18 protein-coding genes are annotated in these 15120 nt (G+C 64.3%); 13 read left to right on the top strand and 5 right to left on the bottom strand.

Annotated elements, in window-relative coordinates:
- Positions 1 to 7: 7 nt before the first annotated feature.
- Both PSELUDRAFT_RS10545 and PSELUDRAFT_RS10550 read right to left on the bottom strand, forming a co-directional pair.
- Positions 8 to 712, bottom strand: a complete 705-nt coding sequence (locus tag PSELUDRAFT_RS10545) for an SAM-dependent methyltransferase (RefSeq protein ID WP_088966811.1) — start codon at positions 710 to 712, stop codon at positions 8 to 10.
- Entirely contained in the window at positions 712 to 1290 is a 579-nt protein-coding gene (locus tag PSELUDRAFT_RS10550; protein ID WP_088966812.1) for a nucleoside triphosphate pyrophosphatase, read from the bottom strand. Before PSELUDRAFT_RS10550 ends, PSELUDRAFT_RS10545 begins: the two co-directional genes overlap by 1 nt.
- 127 nt (positions 1291 to 1417) lie before the next feature.
- Between PSELUDRAFT_RS10550 and PSELUDRAFT_RS10555 the strand changes: the two genes are divergently transcribed.
- The 10 genes from PSELUDRAFT_RS10555 to pabC all read left to right on the top strand — a co-directional run bounded on the left by PSELUDRAFT_RS10555 (position 1418) and on the right by pabC (position 10378).
- Entirely contained in the window at positions 1418 to 1918 is a 501-nt protein-coding gene (locus PSELUDRAFT_RS10555; protein WP_088966813.1) for a DUF177 domain-containing protein, read from the top strand.
- A gap of 30 nt (positions 1919 to 1948) precedes the next feature.
- Positions 1949 to 2128, top strand: a complete 180-nt coding sequence (gene rpmF / locus PSELUDRAFT_RS10560; RefSeq protein WP_088966814.1) for a 50S ribosomal protein L32 — start codon at positions 1949 to 1951, stop codon at positions 2126 to 2128.
- A 64-nt stretch (positions 2129 to 2192) separates the two neighbouring features.
- Positions 2193 to 3227, top strand: a complete 1035-nt coding sequence (gene plsX / locus PSELUDRAFT_RS10565) for a phosphate acyltransferase PlsX (protein ID WP_088966815.1) — start codon at positions 2193 to 2195, stop codon at positions 3225 to 3227.
- Positions 3228 to 3236: 9 nt separating this feature from the next.
- Complete coding sequence (locus tag PSELUDRAFT_RS10570) at positions 3237 to 4196, top strand: beta-ketoacyl-ACP synthase III (RefSeq protein WP_088966816.1); 960 nt, start codon at positions 3237 to 3239, stop codon at positions 4194 to 4196.
- Between the two features lie 165 nt (positions 4197 to 4361).
- On the top strand, positions 4362 to 5291 hold the full coding sequence (gene fabD / locus PSELUDRAFT_RS10575) for an ACP S-malonyltransferase (protein WP_088966817.1): 930 nt from the start codon (positions 4362 to 4364) through the stop codon (positions 5289 to 5291).
- Positions 5292 to 5472: 181 nt separating this feature from the next.
- Positions 5473 to 6210, top strand: coding sequence for a 3-oxoacyl-ACP reductase FabG (gene fabG / locus PSELUDRAFT_RS10580; RefSeq protein WP_088966818.1), 738 nt, complete (start codon positions 5473 to 5475; stop codon positions 6208 to 6210).
- A gap of 172 nt (positions 6211 to 6382) precedes the next feature.
- Positions 6383 to 6622: an acyl carrier protein gene (gene acpP, locus PSELUDRAFT_RS10585; RefSeq protein ID WP_019103041.1), complete on the top strand. Its 240-nt coding sequence runs from the start codon at positions 6383 to 6385 to the stop codon at positions 6620 to 6622.
- Positions 6623 to 6789: 167 nt separating this feature from the next.
- Positions 6790 to 8031 carry a beta-ketoacyl-ACP synthase II gene (gene fabF, locus PSELUDRAFT_RS10590; protein WP_088966819.1) on the top strand — a complete coding sequence of 414 codons (1242 nt, stop codon included), beginning with the start codon at positions 6790 to 6792 and terminating at the stop codon, positions 8029 to 8031.
- A 248-nt stretch (positions 8032 to 8279) separates the two neighbouring features.
- The gene (locus PSELUDRAFT_RS10595) at positions 8280 to 9578 is read left to right on the top strand and encodes an aminodeoxychorismate synthase component I (protein ID WP_088966820.1); all 1299 of its coding nucleotides are present in this window, start codon (positions 8280 to 8282) and stop codon (positions 9576 to 9578) included.
- Positions 9578 to 10378 carry an aminodeoxychorismate lyase gene (gene pabC, locus PSELUDRAFT_RS10600; protein WP_088966821.1) on the top strand — a complete coding sequence of 267 codons (801 nt, stop codon included), beginning with the start codon at positions 9578 to 9580 and terminating at the stop codon, positions 10376 to 10378. Before PSELUDRAFT_RS10595 ends, pabC begins: the two co-directional genes overlap by 1 nt.
- Here the strand turns inward: pabC and PSELUDRAFT_RS10605 are convergent.
- Entirely contained in the window at positions 10375 to 10650 is a 276-nt protein-coding gene (locus PSELUDRAFT_RS10605; RefSeq protein ID WP_088966822.1) for a DUF4936 family protein, read from the bottom strand. The two genes, pabC and PSELUDRAFT_RS10605, sit on opposite strands and share 4 nt — an antisense overlap.
- A gap of 70 nt (positions 10651 to 10720) precedes the next feature.
- Between PSELUDRAFT_RS10605 and PSELUDRAFT_RS10610 the strand changes: the two genes are divergently transcribed.
- On the top strand, positions 10721 to 11614 hold the full coding sequence (locus PSELUDRAFT_RS10610; RefSeq protein ID WP_179947535.1) for a prephenate dehydrogenase/arogenate dehydrogenase family protein: 894 nt from the start codon (positions 10721 to 10723) through the stop codon (positions 11612 to 11614).
- Positions 11611 to 12066 carry a YaiI/YqxD family protein gene (locus PSELUDRAFT_RS10615; protein WP_088966823.1) on the top strand — a complete coding sequence of 152 codons (456 nt, stop codon included), beginning with the start codon at positions 11611 to 11613 and terminating at the stop codon, positions 12064 to 12066. The genes PSELUDRAFT_RS10610 and PSELUDRAFT_RS10615 overlap by 4 nt, the downstream gene beginning before the upstream one ends.
- 144 nt (positions 12067 to 12210) lie before the next feature.
- On the opposite strand, the gene PSELUDRAFT_RS10620 is transcribed toward PSELUDRAFT_RS10615, so the two are convergent.
- Complete coding sequence (locus tag PSELUDRAFT_RS10620; RefSeq protein ID WP_088966824.1) at positions 12211 to 12630, bottom strand: nucleoside triphosphate pyrophosphohydrolase family protein; 420 nt, start codon at positions 12628 to 12630, stop codon at positions 12211 to 12213.
- Positions 12631 to 12908: 278 nt separating this feature from the next.
- A complete protein-coding gene (aroA, locus tag PSELUDRAFT_RS10625; protein ID WP_088966825.1) occupies positions 12909 to 14201 on the bottom strand; it encodes a 3-phosphoshikimate 1-carboxyvinyltransferase in 1293 nt (430 codons plus the stop codon).
- Between the two features lie 145 nt (positions 14202 to 14346).
- Here aroA and cmk point away from each other — a divergent pair, with 145 nt between their 5' ends.
- Positions 14347 to 15006, top strand: coding sequence for a (d)CMP kinase (gene cmk / locus PSELUDRAFT_RS10630; RefSeq protein ID WP_088966826.1), 660 nt, complete (start codon positions 14347 to 14349; stop codon positions 15004 to 15006).
- The last annotated feature ends 114 nt before the right edge of the window (positions 15007 to 15120 follow it).

Genomic DNA, 15120 nt, shown 5'->3' on the forward strand with positions numbered 1-15120 from the left:
GTCCGCCTCAGCCGGCGTGAATCACGAAGATCGCCGGCCGCTTGTGGAAGTCCGGCGCCTGCCTGGGCCAGTCCTTCACCAGCCGGCTGACAATGGTCTGCGTCGGCGCAGTCAGGTCGGCGGCTACGCACAGGCGGCTGGCTGGCGCCAGCGTCTCGCGCAGCTGTTGCAGCAGCGCGTTGTTGCGGTACGGCGTTTCGATGAATACCTGGGTTTCGTTGTTCTGCCGCGAACGCGCTTCCAGCGCCTTGATCGCCCTGGCGCGCTCGGCGACGTCCACCGGCAGGTAGCCGTGGAAGGCAAAGCACTGGCCGTTGGCGCCGCTGGCCATCAGTGCCAGCAGAATCGACGACGGGCCGATCAGCGGCTCCACGCGGTAGCCTTTCTCGTGCGCCAGCGCCACCAGCTGCGCGCCGGGGTCGGCCACTGCCGGGCAGCCGGCTTCCGATACCAGCCCCACGTCCTGGCCTGCGGCCAACGGTGCCAGCAGCGCGGCCACGTCGGCGGGCTTGGTGTGCTCGTTCAGCGTGTTCATCACCAGTTCGCGAATCGGCGTGCTAACGCCCAGCTGCTTCAGGTGCTTGCGCGCGGTCTTTTCCGCTTCCACCACAAAGTGGCTGATATGGGTGACGCGGGCGCGCTCGCCTTCCGGCAGCCACGGGGTATCGCCTTCGCCCAGCGGGGTGGGAATCAGGAACAGGGTGCCGGCCATCACAGGATCTCCACGCCTTCGTTCTGCAACATGGTCACCAGCGCGAACAGCGGCACGCCGATCAGCGCGTTGGGGTCGTCCGATTCCACCTTCTGCAGCAGCGCGCCGCCCAGGGTCTCGCTCTTGGCGCTGCCGGCGCAGTGCAGCGCATCCGGCTCGCGCGTCAGGTAGTTGCGGATCTGCTGCTCGGTGAGCTGGCGCAGGGTGACGCGGGTAATGCCCACGTCTTCCTGGATATGGCCGCTGCGACTGTTATAAACAGCCAGTGCGGAGTGGAACACCACGGTACGGCCGCTCATCCACTTGAGCATCTCCACGCCGTTGTCGAAGCTGCCCGGCTTGCCGATCTGCTGGCCGTCCAGCAGCGCCACCTGGTCGCCACCGATGATCAGCGCATCGGGAAAGCGCTCCGCCAGCGACATGGCCTTGGTGCGTGCCAGGCGCACCGCGGTGTCCAGCGCGGATTCGCCCGGCAGCGGGGTTTCGTCGCATACCGGCGCTACCGCCTGTACCGGCAGGCCCAGGCGTTCGATGATTTCGCGGCGATAAGGGGAGGTGGAGGCAAGGACGATCTGCATGAATGTTCCGTTTGCGGTAAGCTGCGCATCCGTTTCATGGCTTTTGCCACTGCTTGCCGGACGAAATGCAGCCTAAGCCCTGATTGTTTTGACAAATTACCTGCCGCGATTATATCATCCAAGGTTTATGTCTAACCCGATTTTGATTGATCCGCTCGCTTTCGCCCGCGACGGTGTCGAGTTTCGCAAGGAACTGCGCATCGCCGAGCTGGATGAGCGCGTGCACGAGCAGCTGGCGTCGACCGCCGGCGCGGTGAAGTTTACGCTGGACGGTTTTACCGACCGCCTGCGCCGGCCTTCGCTGCGCTATACGTTGACTGCCAACGTCGAGCTGACCTGCCAGCGCTGCCTGGACGTCATGCCCTTCGATATCGCGAGTGACGGTGTGATTACGCTGTTCACCAACGAAGCGAAGCTGGAAGACGCGGTGGCGCAGGACGAAGAACTCGATGCCATCATGGCCGAGGACGAGTTCGATGTGCTGGCACTGATCGAAGACGAAATCATTATGGGCTTGCCGCTGTCGGCGAAACACGACGACTGCGGCTCGGAGCATCTGGAGCGCGCCAAGACTGACAAACCTAACCCGTTTGCGGTACTGGCAAAGCTGAAGAAATCCGGGTCCTGAACTTTTACTTGTATTACTTAGGAGTCGACCATGGCTGTTCAACAGAACAAAAAGTCCCCGTCCAAGCGCGGCATGCATCGTGCACACGATTTTCTGACCGTTCCGGCCCTGGCTAAAGAGCCGACCACCGGTGAAACCCACCTGCGTCACCACATCAGCCCGAACGGCTTCTACCGTGGTCGCCAGGTTGTGAAGGCCAAGGGCGAGTAATTCTCGTCCACCTCATCGCTACTATCCTCATAACTACAGGTAGGCTCACTACCGTTCCACGTTAATGACTATCACCGTAGCGATCGATGCCATGGGCGGTGACGTTGGCCTCAAGGTCACCGTCCCGGCATCCGTAAAATTTCTGCAAGACACCCCCGACGTCAATCTGATCCTGGTAGGCGACAGTGCCGGCATTGAAGCCGAACTGGCCGCGCAGCCGGCGTCCGTGCGCGCGCGCATTACCGTGCAGCATGCCACCCAGGTGGTGGGCATGGACGAAGCGCCGCAGCTGGCGCTGAAGAACAAGAAAGACTCGTCGATGCGGGTGGCGATCAACCTGGTCAAGGATGGCCAGGCGCAAGCGGCTGTCTCCGCCGGCAACACCGGTGCGCTGATGGCTACCGCCAAATTCGTGCTCAAGACCATTCCGGGTATCGACCGCCCCGCCATCGCCAAGATGCTGCCGGGTACCGGCGGCGAGACCTGCGTGCTGGACCTGGGTGCCAACGTGGACTGCTCGCCCGAGCAACTGCTGCAATTCGGCATCATGGGTGCTGAGCTGGCGGCCAGTCTGCAACATCGGCAGAACCCCAGCGTGGGGTTGCTGAACATCGGTTCCGAAGACATCAAGGGTACCGAAACCATCAAGCGCGCAGCCGAACTGCTGCGTGACTCCGGCCTGAATTTCTACGGTAACGTCGAAGGCAACGACATCTTCAAGTCCACGGTAGATGTGGTAGTCTGCGACGGCTTTACCGGCAACGTGGCGCTGAAAGCCTCCGAGGGGCTGGCGCACATGATTGCAACCTTCCTGCGCGAAGAGTTTGCCCGCACGTGGTGGACCAAGCTGTGCGCACTGGCAGCCATGCCGGTGCTGAAACACTTCAAGGCCCGCGTCGATCCCCGTCGCTACAATGGCGCCAGTTTCCTGGGCCTGCGCGGGATCGTGGTGAAAAGCCACGGCGGCACCGACGCGCTGGGATTCCGTATCGCACTGGAGCAGGCTTGCGAGGAAGTCCGCGCCAATGTGATTGGTCACATCACGGACCGGGTCGCTTCCCAACTACAAAATCTCAAGCGCCCCGAGTCTGAAGCTTAAAGATAGCTCATGACCTATTCCCGCATTCTCGGCACCGGCAGCTACCTGCCGGAAACCGTGTTGACCAATGCCGCGCTGGCGGAGCGCGTGGAAACCAGCGATGACTGGATCGTTTCCCGCACCGGCATCCGCGAACGCCGCATTGCTGCAGAAGATCAGCAAACCAGCGACCTGGCCTACCAGGCATCGCTCAAGGCGCTGGAAAGCGCCGGGCTGGCAGCAAGCGATCTCGACCTGATCATCGTCGCCACGACTACCCCCGACATGGTATTCCCCAGCACTGCCAGCATCCTGCAGGAGAAGCTGGGCATTCCGGGCGTGCCGGCCTTCGACGTGCAGGCGGTGTGTGCCGGCTTCGTCTACGCACTGGCTACTGCCAACGGTTACATCAAGAGCGGCATGGCCAAGCATGTGCTGGTGGTGGGTGCCGAAGTGATGAGCCGCCTGCTGGACTGGGATGACCGTCGCACCTGCGTGCTGTTCGGCGATGGCGCCGGCGCCGTGGTGGTGGGCCCGTCCGACGAGCCGGGCATCCTGCATGCCAAGTTGGCCGCAGACGGCCGCTACCGCGACATCCTCAAGACCGAGGCGCAGATCGCCGGTGGCGAACTGGGCGGTACTCCCTACCTGTACATGGATGGCCCGGCGGTATTCAAGTTCGCCGTCAAGGCGCTGTCTGACATCGCCGAGAAAACCCTGGCCGAAGCCGGCGTGGCACAGGCCGATGTGGACTGGCTGGTGCCGCACCAGGCCAACCTGCGCATCATCGAATCCACCGCCAAGCATCTGGGCCTGCCGATGGACAAGGTGATCGTTACCCTGCCGGAGCAGGGCAACACCTCGGCGGCCTCCATTCCGCTGGCGTTCGACCACGCCGTGCGCAACGGCCAGATCCAGCGCGGCCAGACCGTGATGCTGGAAGGCATCGGCGGCGGTTTCGCCTGGGGCGCGCTGCTGCTGCGCTACTGATTGCGGCCAACGGGCATGGCATGACCATGCCCGTTTCTTTGGCTAATTGATAGTGATTGTCGGCCAACTGCGTTGAACGTGCAGTTCATACGGTTGTTTGAGCGTTTTTTTGCATAAATGCCGGCAAGCAGTCATCATTCACCCCGTTTCAAAAGGAGACCCGCAATGGCGTTTGCCTTTCTTTTCCCCGGCCAGGGCTCGCAGAGCCTGAAAATGATGGACGGCTTTGCCGACCTGCCGGTAGTAAAACAGACTTTCGACGAAGCCTCCGCCGCACTGGGTGAAGACCTGTGGGCGATGCTGCAGGCCGAGTCCGCCGACGCGATCAACGCCACCGTCAACACCCAGCCGCTGATGCTGGCTGCCGGTGTGGCCACCTACCGCGCCTGGCTGGCCCAGGGCGGCGCCGTGCCGGCCGTGCTGGCTGGTCACAGCCTGGGTGAATACTCCGCGCTGGTGGCTGCCGGTGCGCTGGGCTTTGCCGACGCGGTACAACTGGTGCGCCTGCGTGCCCAGGCAATGCAGGAAGCGGTGCCGGCAGGCGAGGGCGCCATGGCCGCCATCCTCAACCTGTCCGACGACGATATCCGCGCAGCCTGCGCCGAAGCGGCACAGGGCGAAGTGGTGGAGCCGGTGAACTTCAACTCGCCGGGCCAGGTGGTGATTGCCGGTAGCAAGGCCGCCGTGGAGCGCGCCATGGAACTGTGCAAGGCCAAGGGCGCCAAGCGCGCGCTGCCGCTGCCGGTATCGGTGCCGTCGCACTGCTCGCTGATGAAGCCGGCTGCCGAGCGCCTGGCTGTGGCACTGGCCGCGGTAGACATCAAGGCACCGCAGATTCCGGTGCTGCACAACGCCGACGTGGCCGCCTACAGCGACCCGGCACAGATCCGCGACGCGCTGACCCGTCAGCTGTACTGCCCGGTGCGCTGGACCGAAACCATTCAGAAACTGGCCGCAGACGGCATCGTGCTGATGGCCGAGTGCGGCCCGGGCAAGGTGCTGGCCGGCCTCGCCAAGCGCATCGATGGCAACGTCAACTGCCATGCGCTGACCGACGCGGCCAAGCTGGAAGCCGCCCGCGCCGAGCTGGCGTAAAAAATACGGGGCGCCTCGAAAACCCGGATTTCCAAGCGAAACAAGGCGCGAGCGAAAAATTCTGACGCAGCAGATATGTCAGACGGAATTTTTTGTGCGTAACGCAGTATCGCAATGAAAGCTGGCGTTTTTCGGGGTGTCCTACGGTTTGGCCGCTTGCGGCCAACATCAGGAGAGAGACATGAGTTTGCAAGGTAAAGTCGCACTGGTGACCGGCGCTTCGCGCGGCATCGGTGCCGCCATTGCCGACACGCTGGCCGCAGCTGGCGCCAAGGTCATTGGTACCGCCACTTCCGACAGCGGCGCCGCCGCCATCGGCGAGCGCCTGGCGCAGTGGGGCGGTGTCGGCATGGTGCTGAACGTGGGTGAAGAAGGCGCCATCGACGCGCTGATCGACACCATCGCCAAGGAGCACGGCGATGTGGTGATTCTGGTGAACAACGCGGGCATCACCCGCGACGGCCTGCTGATGCGCATGAAGGACGAGGACTGGGACGCCATCATGGATACCAACCTGAAGTCGGTATTCAAGGCATCCAAGGCTGTGCTGCGCGCGATGATGAAGGCCCGTACCGGCCGTATCATCAACATCGCCTCGGTAGTGGGCGCGATGGGCAACGCCGGCCAGACCAACTACGCGGCCGCCAAGGCCGGCATCATGGGCTTTACCAAGTCCATGGCGCGCGAAGTGGGCAGCCGCGGCATCACCGTGAACTGCGTGGCTCCGGGCTTCATCGACACCGACATGACCCGCGCACTGCCGGAAGCGCAGCGCGAGATGCTGGTGAGCCAGATCGCCCTGGGTCGCCTGGGCGATGCACAGGATATCGCCGATGCGGTGCTGTTCCTGGCGTCCGACAAGGCCGCCTACATCACCGGTCAGACACTGCACGTCAACGGCGGCATGCTGATGCCGTAAGGCAAATGGTCCGCCGCAAGGCACCGGTTTGCGGCAGACAACCAACAGTCGGGTGGCCGCCCGGACAGCATTTTGCAGTTGCAGATTGCTCCAGGTAGGCTACCGAGGTTTTTTTTTGTAGAATGTCGGGGTTTTGTTGTCCCGAACACAGAAAGGTAAAGGGTTTAAACAAATGGAAAACATCGAAGCGCGCGTAAAGAAGATCGTTGCCGAGCAACTGGGCGTGAATGAAGCCGAAGTGAAGATCGAATCTTCCTTCGTTGACGATCTGGGCGCTGACTCCCTGGACACCGTTGAGCTGGTTATGGCGCTGGAAGAAGAGTTCGAGTGCGAGATTCCGGATGAAGAAGCCGAGAAGATCACCACCGTTCAGCAAGCCGTTGACTACGTAACTGCTCACCTGAACAAGTAATTCCATCCGGATTTACCAGGACCTCTGCCGGTGTGGCTAAACGCGCCTGCAGAGGTTTTTTGCTGTAGCAGTTCTGAAACGCGTGTTTGATTCAATGCCGTCAGGCGCGAGTCACCGCTTTTGGAGCTAACGGGAGCCAGGCTCCCCACATTTCACGGAGATACCCTGTGTCTACACGCAGAGTAGTAGTGACCGGCCTCGGACACGTGTCCCCGGTCGGTAACGATGTCGCCAGCGGCTGGGCCAATCTCCTTGCCGGCAAGAGTGGCATTACTGCCATCACCCGTTTTGACGCCAGCGATGTGGCCTGCCAGATCGCCGGTGAAGTCAAAGACTTCGACATTACCCAGTACATTCCGGCAAAAGATGCCCGTCGCATGGATGCCTTCATCCATTACGGTATCGCTGCCGCGCTGCAAGCCGTGGCCGATTCCGGCCTGGATGACGTTCCGGGCCTGGACAAGACCCGCGTCGGCGTGAACATCGGTTCCGGCATCGGCGGCCTGCCGCTGATCGAGGAAACCGGCGTGGCGTTGCAACAGGGCGGCATCCGCAAGATCGGGCCGTTCTTCATCCCGGGTTCGCTGATCAACCTGATCGCCGGCCACGTGTCCATCCTCAAGGGCTACCAGGGTCCGAGCTACGGCATCGTGTCCGCCTGCACCACCGGTGCGCACTGCATCGGCGATGCTGCGCGCCTGATCAAGTACGGCGACGCCGACGTGATGGTGGCCGGTGGCGCCGAAGGTGCCGTGACCAAGCTGGCCGTGGGTGGTTTTGCCGCCATGAAGGCGCTGTCCACCCGCAACGACGACCCGGCCACTGCCTCCCGTCCGTGGGACAAGGGCCGTGACGGCTTCGTGATGGGCGAAGGCGCCGGTGTGGTGATCCTGGAAGAGTACGAGCACGCCAAGAAGCGTGGCGCCAAGATCTACGCCGAGCTGATCGGCTTCGGCATGAGCTCCGACGCCTACCACATCACTGCGCCGAACGCCGAAGGCCCGGCCCGTGGTGTGAGCAACGCGCTGCGCGATGCCGGCATCAACGCGGACCAGGTGCAGTACGTGAACGCGCACGGCACCTCCACCCCGCTGGGCGATGCCAACGAAACCAATGCGCTGAAACTGGCATTTGGCGATCACGCCAAGAAGCTGGCGGTAAACTCCACCAAGTCGATGACCGGCCACCTGCTGGGCGCCGCTGGTGGTGTGGAAGCCATCTACTCCATCTTGGCCGTGCACAACCAGGTCGCTCCGCCGACCATCAACCTGCACGATCAGGACATCGAGGCCGGTTGCGACCTGGACTACGTGCCGAACACCGCGCGCCAAATGGCGATCGATATTGCGATCTCCAACTCGTTCGGCTTCGGTGGTACCAACGGTACCCTGGTGTTCAAGCGCATCTAAGAATCTGTTTACGATCTGCTGCGCTTCGGTGATACGGCGTTGAAAACGTCTTCGGAATGCTCATTTACGACTTGTAAATTCCGCTTCCTCAGTCGTTTTCGCCTTGTCTCACTCTAGCTCGCTGGAACGTAAACAGACTCTGGCCATGTCCGGTCGCGCAGGCGACATTGACAGCCAAGACCGCTGCGATAAACTCGCGCGGTCTTTTTCTTTTTGCGGCCAACGTGGTGCGCGTTGGAGCCGAATCCATGCATTTCGAACTGCTGAACCACACACCCGACCTGCTGGCGCTGCATGCCGCCGACCGGGCGCGCTTTCCCTGCCTGCTGCAGTCCTCCGGCGACATCGGCTGGGACATCCTGATGGCGCTGCCGCAGAGCCACCGCGTATACCGCGAAGGCGAGGGCGCGGCCTTCCTTGCCGACGTGCGCGCGCTGCCGGCACCGCAGACGGTGGCCAACCCGCACGGCTTGCCGTTCACCGGCGGCTGGTTCGTCTACCTGGCTTATGACCTGCTGTCCGAGTTCGAACCCAGCGTGCCGCAGGCGATCAGCGACAGCTTTCCGCTGGCAGCGCTGACGCGCATTCCGGCGGCCGTCATCCATGACCGCGCCGGTAGGCAGAGCTGGCTCATGGCGGAAAGCGCCGCGCAGCTGGATGAGCTGAAGGCGGCACTGGCCGCTGCCGCGCCATTCGCGCCGCGCGCGGTGAGCCTGGCCGGGCTGGAGGAAGATCCGCCGCACTGGTACACCGACGCGGTGGTGAAGCTGAAGGACTACATCTACGAAGGCGACGTGTTCCAGGTGAACATCTCGCGCGGCTGGCGCGCCATGCTGGGCGAGGAAGTGCGCCCGGTAGACCTGTTCGCCGCCCTGCGCCGCGCCAACCCGGCGCCGTTCTCCGCGCTGGCGGATTTCGGCGATGCGCATATCGTCAGCTCCTCGCCGGAGCGGCTGGTGCGCGTGCACGACGGCTGGGTGGATACCCGCCCGATTGCCGGCACCCACCCGCGCTCGCCGGATGCCGCCGAGGACGCCGCGCTGAAGCAGCGGCTGATCAGCAGCATCAAGGAGCGGGCCGAGCACGTGATGCTGATCGACCTGGAGCGCAACGATCTGGGCCGCATCTGCCAGCCGGGCACGGTGGAGGTGAACGAGCTGATGGCAGTGGCCAGCTACGCCTACGTGCATCACATCGAATCCAATGTCCGCGGCCGCATCCGCGCCGGCGTGGATACCGTGGACGTGTTCCGCGCGCTGTTCCCCGGCGGCACCATCACCGGCTGCCCCAAGGTGCGCACCATGCAGATCATCCGCGAACTGGAAAACAGCGCCCGCCGCGCCTACACCGGCAGCCTGGGTTACCTCAACCGCGACGGCAGCATGGACCTGAATATCCTGATCCGCACCTTCATGCAGCAGGGTCAGCAGCTGCGCTTCCGCGCCGGCGGCGGCATCGTCGCCGACTCCGACCCGCAGCGCGAGCTGCAGGAAACCCGCCACAAGGCACGCGGCCTGCTGCGCGCACTGGGCGTGGAGCAAGCCTGATGCTGATCAACGGCCAGCCGGGCGACAGCATCGTCGCCAGCGATCGCGGCCTCGCCTACGGCGATGGCCTGTATCGCACGCTGGAGGTGCGTCATGGCCAGCCGCTGCTGTGGCACTGGCAATGGCAAAGGTTGGCCGCAGACTGCGCCAGCCTGCGTCTGCCTTGTCCGGACGAAGCCTTGTTGCTGGACGAGATCGCGCGCGTGGCCGGCGAGTTGCCGCGCGCGGTGGTGAAGATCGTGCTGACCCGCGGCAGCGGCCAGCGCGGCTACGCCATGCCGACAGACACTACGCCGACGCGCATCGTCAGCGCCGCCGCCTGGGCTGGCTATCCGGCCGAGCGCGCGGAGCAGGGCGTGGTGGTGCGCTGGTGCGCCACGCGGCTGGCGATCCAGCCGCTGCTGGCCGGCATCAAGCACCTGAACCGGCTGGAAAACGTGTTCGCACGCAGCGAGTGGCAGGATGCCGCCATTGCCGAAGGGCTGATGCTGGACATGGATGGCACGGTGGTGGAAGGCACCATGAGCAATCTGTTCATCGTGCGCGGCGGCGAACTGCTGACCCCGCCGCTTGACCGCTGCGGCGTCAGCGGTGCCATGCGCGCCTGTGTGCTGCAGCTTGCGGCCAACCTTGGCATCGCCGTGCGCGAAGCACGGCTGCTGCCGGACGACGTGCTGACGGCGGACGAAGCCTTTATCTGCAACAGCCTGGCCGGCATCTGGCCGCTGCGCCAGCTGGAGCAGCGGCAGTGGCAGGCGTGGCCGCTGACGCGGCGGCTGCAACAAGCGTTAGCGGACTAGGTATCCAGCGGCTGGAACCACTCCTCATGCCGCTGCAGCGCCGCCAGTAGCGGCTGGTGGCTGACGGCGGCCTGCAGCGCAGCGCCGAAGGCAGCGGCGTCGCCGATCGGCTCGTAGATTTCCATCCAGGTTTGCGCGTCATCGCGACGTCGCAACAATCGTCCCGCTATTCCGGTTTTTTGCTGAATTTCTGCCAGTAGTGCATTTGCCTGCTGCTGCATTGGCAGGAAATTGCCGTCAACCCGGTAATAGATGTACAGCGACAGTGCCATGGGTGCCCCGCTGGTATTGGCAAAATGCGGTTATGATAGCCGCTTCTGATTCATTGGCACGGGATGCGGTATGCAGGTGGGTGAGGGCGGCTTGACCCTGGTAGTGATCGGCGTCGGCCTGATCGGCGGTTCGTTTGCCCTGGCGCTGAAGCGCGCCGGCAAGGTGGCGCGGGTGATCGGCGTCGGGCGTTCTGCGGCCAACCTGCAGCGGGCGGTGGAGCTGGGGGTAATCGACGAAGCCAGCCACGACGCGGCAACGGCGGTGGCCCGCGCCGACCTGGTGCTGGTGGCCACCCCGGTAGGGCAGATGGGGCGCGTGTTCGCCGAGATCGCGCCGCACCTGCCTGCCGATTGCGTGCTCACCGATGGCGGCAGTACCAAGAGCGACGTGGTGGCGCTGATGCGCCAGCACCTGCCTGGCCAGCTGGCGCATTGCGTGCCGGCGCACCCGATTGCCGGCTCCGACCTGTCCGGCGCCGCTGCTGCGCAGTACGGCCTGTACGACAACCGCCGCATCGTGGTGACGCCGCTGCCGGAAACCGACCCCACCGCCGCCGAACTGGTGCGCGAGCTGTGGCAGGCCTGCGGCGCCCGCGTCTACCAGATGAGCGCCGGCGAGCACGATGCGGTGTTCGCCACCGTCAGCCACCTACCGCACCTGCTGGCCTTCGCCTATGTGGACGCCATTGTCGGCAAGGCCGATGCCGAGCGCTGTTTCGACTTCGCCGCCACCGGTTTTCGCGACTTCACCCGCATTGCCGGCAGCCATCCGGAAATGTGGCGCGACATCGCCCTGGCCAACCGCGATGCGCTACTGGTGGAGCTGGATACCTTCCAGCAGACGCTGGACGCGCTGCGCGCCGAGCTGGAAGCCGGCGATGCCGAGGCGATGATGCAGCGCTTTGAGCGCGCCCGCGCCGCCCGCCAGAGCTGGCAGCAGAAATTCAACCGGGGTAACGCATGACCATCTGGGTGGATGCCGATGCCTGTCCCGGCGTGATCAAGGACATCCTGTTCCGTGCCGCCGAGCGCACCGGCGTGGCCACCGTGCTGGTGGCCAACCAGCTGCTGCGGGTGCCGCCATCGCCGCACATCCGCGCGCTGCAGGTGCCGGCCGGTTTCGATGTGGCCGACAACCACATCGCGCAGCAGGCGCAGCCGGGTGACATCGTGGTGACGGCGGACATTCCGCTGGCGGCGCAGGTGGTGGCCAAGGGCGCGCTGGCGCTGAACCCGCGCGGCGAGCTGTACAGCGATGCCACCATCCGCGAAGCGCTGGCGCTGCGCAACTTCATGACCGAGCTGCGCGACAGCGGGGTGCAGACCGGCGGCCCGGCGGCATTCAGCCAGCGCGACCGCGCCAACTTCGCCGCACAGCTGGACAAGCTGCTGCACAAGTTGGCCGCAAAACGCTAAGGCATCTGCTTGCTGGTATTGCGCGAGGCTGGTGCCGGCAACAAGGCCTCGCCGAGCAGCTGAGCCAGGGCGCGCCGACACAGACAATTCCGCTGCTACGGCAAGGCGATGCAATCCTGGATCAAGGGCGTTGCTTGGCGGCAGTTAGCCGCCGCTGGCGCGAATCACGCCCTCTTTATCCGCCGGCTGCCAGCCGGCCGGTTTCAATATCTTGCCGTCTTCACGGCGCACCACCTTGCCGTCCACGCACTTGGCCAGATTGGCCGCATGAATGGCGGCGAACATGTCTTCCAGCGGCAGCCCCTGCGACAGCAGCAGGCCGATCAGTACATTCAGTACGTCCACGCCCTCGGCTGCCAGTTCGGCGCGCAGCCGGGTCTGCCCGGCAGCATCGGCCTGCTGGATGCGCTGGTAGTCCTGCAGTGCGGTCATGAATTCCTGCCACTCCTCCTGCAGCATGTTCTGCCACATGGTCAGCGCCTCGGCGTGATATTGCGGCTGGGCGGGGAGATTCATGTCAAAGCGCTGCATGAAGTCGCGGCGCAGGCTGAATGGGTCGCTCATCTTGTGTTTCTCGTGAGTTGTCGGCGCAATATTTTGTGTTTTGTGGGCCGCTTTGGCAAGCCGAGGGCGTGCAAAAGGCCGCTGCATGGCAGCGGCCTTGAGAGGGTTGGCAAAGTCCTTTCGCCTCGCGAAAGGACTTTGTCTTGTAAACAGAAAGGCTGCCGATTCAATCACTCCGCCGGCCCGGCTTGGCCGGGTCCGGTCAAGTGTGAACGAAGTACTTTGTCTGCAGCCTGGCCGTTGCATGGCAGCGGCCTTGTTGGTGGGGGCGGGGCGGGTCAGTTCGCCGCCAGCTTGCCCAGCACCTCGAAGTAGTCCGGGAAGGTCTTGGCCACGCATTTCGGGTCGTTGATGATCACCGGCGTACCCAGCAGCGCCACCAGCGAGAAGCACATCGCCATGCGGTGGTCGTCGTAGGTGTCGATCTCGGCATTGGCGGTCAGCGTGGCCGGCGGGGTGATGCTGATGCTGTCCTGCGTTTCCACCACGCTGGCGCCGACCTTGCGCAGCTCGGTGGCCATGGCCGCCAGGCGGTCGGTTTCCTTCACCCGCCAGCTTTCCACATTGCGGATGGTGGTGGTGCCGTTGGCGGCCAGCGCGGCCACCGCGATGGTCATTGCTGCATCCGGGATGTGGTTCAGGTCCACGTCGATGGCCTTCAGCCCGCCTTGCGGCGCGCGTGCCTCGATCCAGTTGTCGCCCATGCTGATCTCGGCGCCCATCAGTGCCAGCGCGTCGGCGAATTTCACATCGCCCTGGATGCTGCTGCGGCCAACCCCTTCCACCCGTACCGGGCCGCCGGCCAGCGCGCCGGCCGCCAGGAAGTAGGAAGCGCTGGAGGCATCGCCCTCGACGTGGATTTCACCCTGCGCGCGGTAGCGCTGGCCGGCGGCGATGGTGAAGCGCTGCCAGCCGTCGCGCTGCACGCTTACGCCGAAGCGCGCCATCAGGTTGAGGGTGATCTCGATGTACGGTTTGGAAATCAGCTCGCCCACCACTTCGATGGTGACGCTCTCGCCGGTCAGCGGCAGCGCCATCAGCAGCGCGGTGAGGAACTGGCTGGAGACATTGCCCTTCACCGGAATCACCTTGCCGGCACTGATGCCGGCCGGGTGGATCTGCAGCGGCGGGTAGCCGTCATTGCCCAGGTAGCGGATGTCGGCGCCGGCCACGCGCAGCGCGTCCACCAGGTCGCCGATCGGGCGCTCGTGCATGCGCGGTACGCCATGCAGGTGGTAGTTGCCCTGCATCAGCGCCAGCGCGGCGGTAAGCGGACGGAAGGCGGTGCCGGCATTGCCCAGGAACAGGTCGGCATCCTTCACCGCAAAGGCACCGCCGGTGCCGTGCACCAGGAAGTCGCGGCTGTCGCCCTGCTGTTCCACTTTCACGCCCAGCGTAGCCAGCGCTTCCAGCATGCGGCGGATGTCATCGGAGTCCAGCAGCTCGCGCACCAGGGTAGGGCCGTCGGCCAGCGCGGCCAGTAGCAGGGTGCGGTTGGAGATGCTCTTCGAGCCGGGCAGTTTTACCGTGCCGGCCAGGCGGGGAATCGGGTGCAGCGTGAGTTGTTCCATGGTCTTGTCTTTTTGGCGTGCGGCAGGGCGCCGCGCGGGGTGATCTCGTGCAGCGACTGTACCGGTTTTGTGCACTGCGACGCAAACCTGCTGCCGGGTGGCGAGCTGCGTTACAATATCCGGTTTTGATTCAAGGCGATGTGACATGCCTACGTTGAAACCTGTAATCACCATCGATGGTCCGTCGGCATCCGGCAAGGGTACGGTGGCCGCGCTGGTGGCCGACAAGCTGGGCTTTCATTATCTGGATTCCGGCGCGCTGTACCGCCTCACCGCGCTGTATGCGCTGCGCGAGGGCGTGAGCTGGGAAGACGCCCAGGGCGTAGCCAGGTTGGCCGCACAGCTGCCGGCGGCATTCCGCGATGGCAAGGTGTGGCTGGATGGCAACGATGTCAGCGCGGCGATTCGCGCCGAGGATATCGGCATGGGCGCGTCCAAGGTGGCAGCGCTGCCGGAAGTGCGCGCCGCGCTCCTGGAGCGCCAGCGCGCCTTTCTGACCCCGCCGGGCCTGGTGGCCGACGGCCGCGACATGGGTTCGGTGGTGTTTCCGCGTGCCGAACTGAAGGTTTTCCTGACCGCCAGCGCTGCGGTGCGTGCCGAGCGGCGCTATAAGCAGTTGATCGCAAAAGGGGAATCTGCTAATCTCGTTCAGATTCAGCTGGATATCTCCGAACGGGACGCGCGCGATGCCGCCCGCACGGTTGCTCCGCTGAGGCAAGAGCCGGATGCCCGCTTGCTGGACACCTCGGCCCTGACTATCGACCAGGCGGTCGATCAGGTGCTGGCGTGGTTCGCCGCTGTCTGACAACAGATTGCGGCGGATTCCCGCAACGACGTGGCCCGGCCATTAATTTTTTGTAAACGCAGCTTGTATTTCCCTTGCGCTGGCTGCGTCTATCAACCTGACCCCGCGTGACGC

It is taken from the genome of Vogesella sp. LIG4, from assembly GCF_900090205.1.
Lineage (GTDB): Bacteria > Pseudomonadota > Gammaproteobacteria > Burkholderiales > Chromobacteriaceae > Vogesella.

Excerpts from the sequence above, each read along its gene's own strand:
- PSELUDRAFT_RS10545 (WP_088966811.1), bottom strand. The coding sequence starts at position 712 with ATGGCCGGCACCCTGTTCCTGATTCCCACCCCGCTGGGCGAAGGCGAT.
- PSELUDRAFT_RS10550 (WP_088966812.1), bottom strand. The coding sequence starts at position 1,290 with ATGCAGATCGTCCTTGCCTCCACCTCCCCTTATCGCCGCGAAATCATC.
- PSELUDRAFT_RS10555 (WP_088966813.1), top strand. The coding sequence starts at position 1,418 with ATGTCTAACCCGATTTTGATTGATCCGCTCGCTTTCGCCCGCGACGGT.
- rpmF (WP_088966814.1), top strand. The coding sequence starts at position 1,949 with ATGGCTGTTCAACAGAACAAAAAGTCCCCGTCCAAGCGCGGCATGCAT.
- plsX (WP_088966815.1), top strand. The coding sequence starts at position 2,193 with ATGACTATCACCGTAGCGATCGATGCCATGGGCGGTGACGTTGGCCTC.
- PSELUDRAFT_RS10570 (WP_088966816.1), top strand. The coding sequence starts at position 3,237 with ATGACCTATTCCCGCATTCTCGGCACCGGCAGCTACCTGCCGGAAACC.
- fabD (WP_088966817.1), top strand. The coding sequence starts at position 4,362 with ATGGCGTTTGCCTTTCTTTTCCCCGGCCAGGGCTCGCAGAGCCTGAAA.
- fabG (WP_088966818.1), top strand. The coding sequence starts at position 5,473 with ATGAGTTTGCAAGGTAAAGTCGCACTGGTGACCGGCGCTTCGCGCGGC.
- acpP (WP_019103041.1), top strand. The coding sequence starts at position 6,383 with ATGGAAAACATCGAAGCGCGCGTAAAGAAGATCGTTGCCGAGCAACTG.
- PSELUDRAFT_RS10595 (WP_088966820.1), top strand. The coding sequence starts at position 8,280 with ATGCATTTCGAACTGCTGAACCACACACCCGACCTGCTGGCGCTGCAT.
- pabC (WP_088966821.1), top strand. The coding sequence starts at position 9,578 with ATGCTGATCAACGGCCAGCCGGGCGACAGCATCGTCGCCAGCGATCGC.
- PSELUDRAFT_RS10605 (WP_088966822.1), bottom strand. The coding sequence starts at position 10,650 with ATGGCACTGTCGCTGTACATCTATTACCGGGTTGACGGCAATTTCCTG.
- PSELUDRAFT_RS10610 (WP_179947535.1), top strand. The coding sequence starts at position 10,721 with ATGCAGGTGGGTGAGGGCGGCTTGACCCTGGTAGTGATCGGCGTCGGC.
- PSELUDRAFT_RS10615 (WP_088966823.1), top strand. The coding sequence starts at position 11,611 with ATGACCATCTGGGTGGATGCCGATGCCTGTCCCGGCGTGATCAAGGAC.
- PSELUDRAFT_RS10620 (WP_088966824.1), bottom strand. The coding sequence starts at position 12,630 with ATGAGCGACCCATTCAGCCTGCGCCGCGACTTCATGCAGCGCTTTGAC.
- aroA (WP_088966825.1), bottom strand. The coding sequence starts at position 14,201 with ATGGAACAACTCACGCTGCACCCGATTCCCCGCCTGGCCGGCACGGTA.
- cmk (WP_088966826.1), top strand. The coding sequence starts at position 14,347 with ATGCCTACGTTGAAACCTGTAATCACCATCGATGGTCCGTCGGCATCC.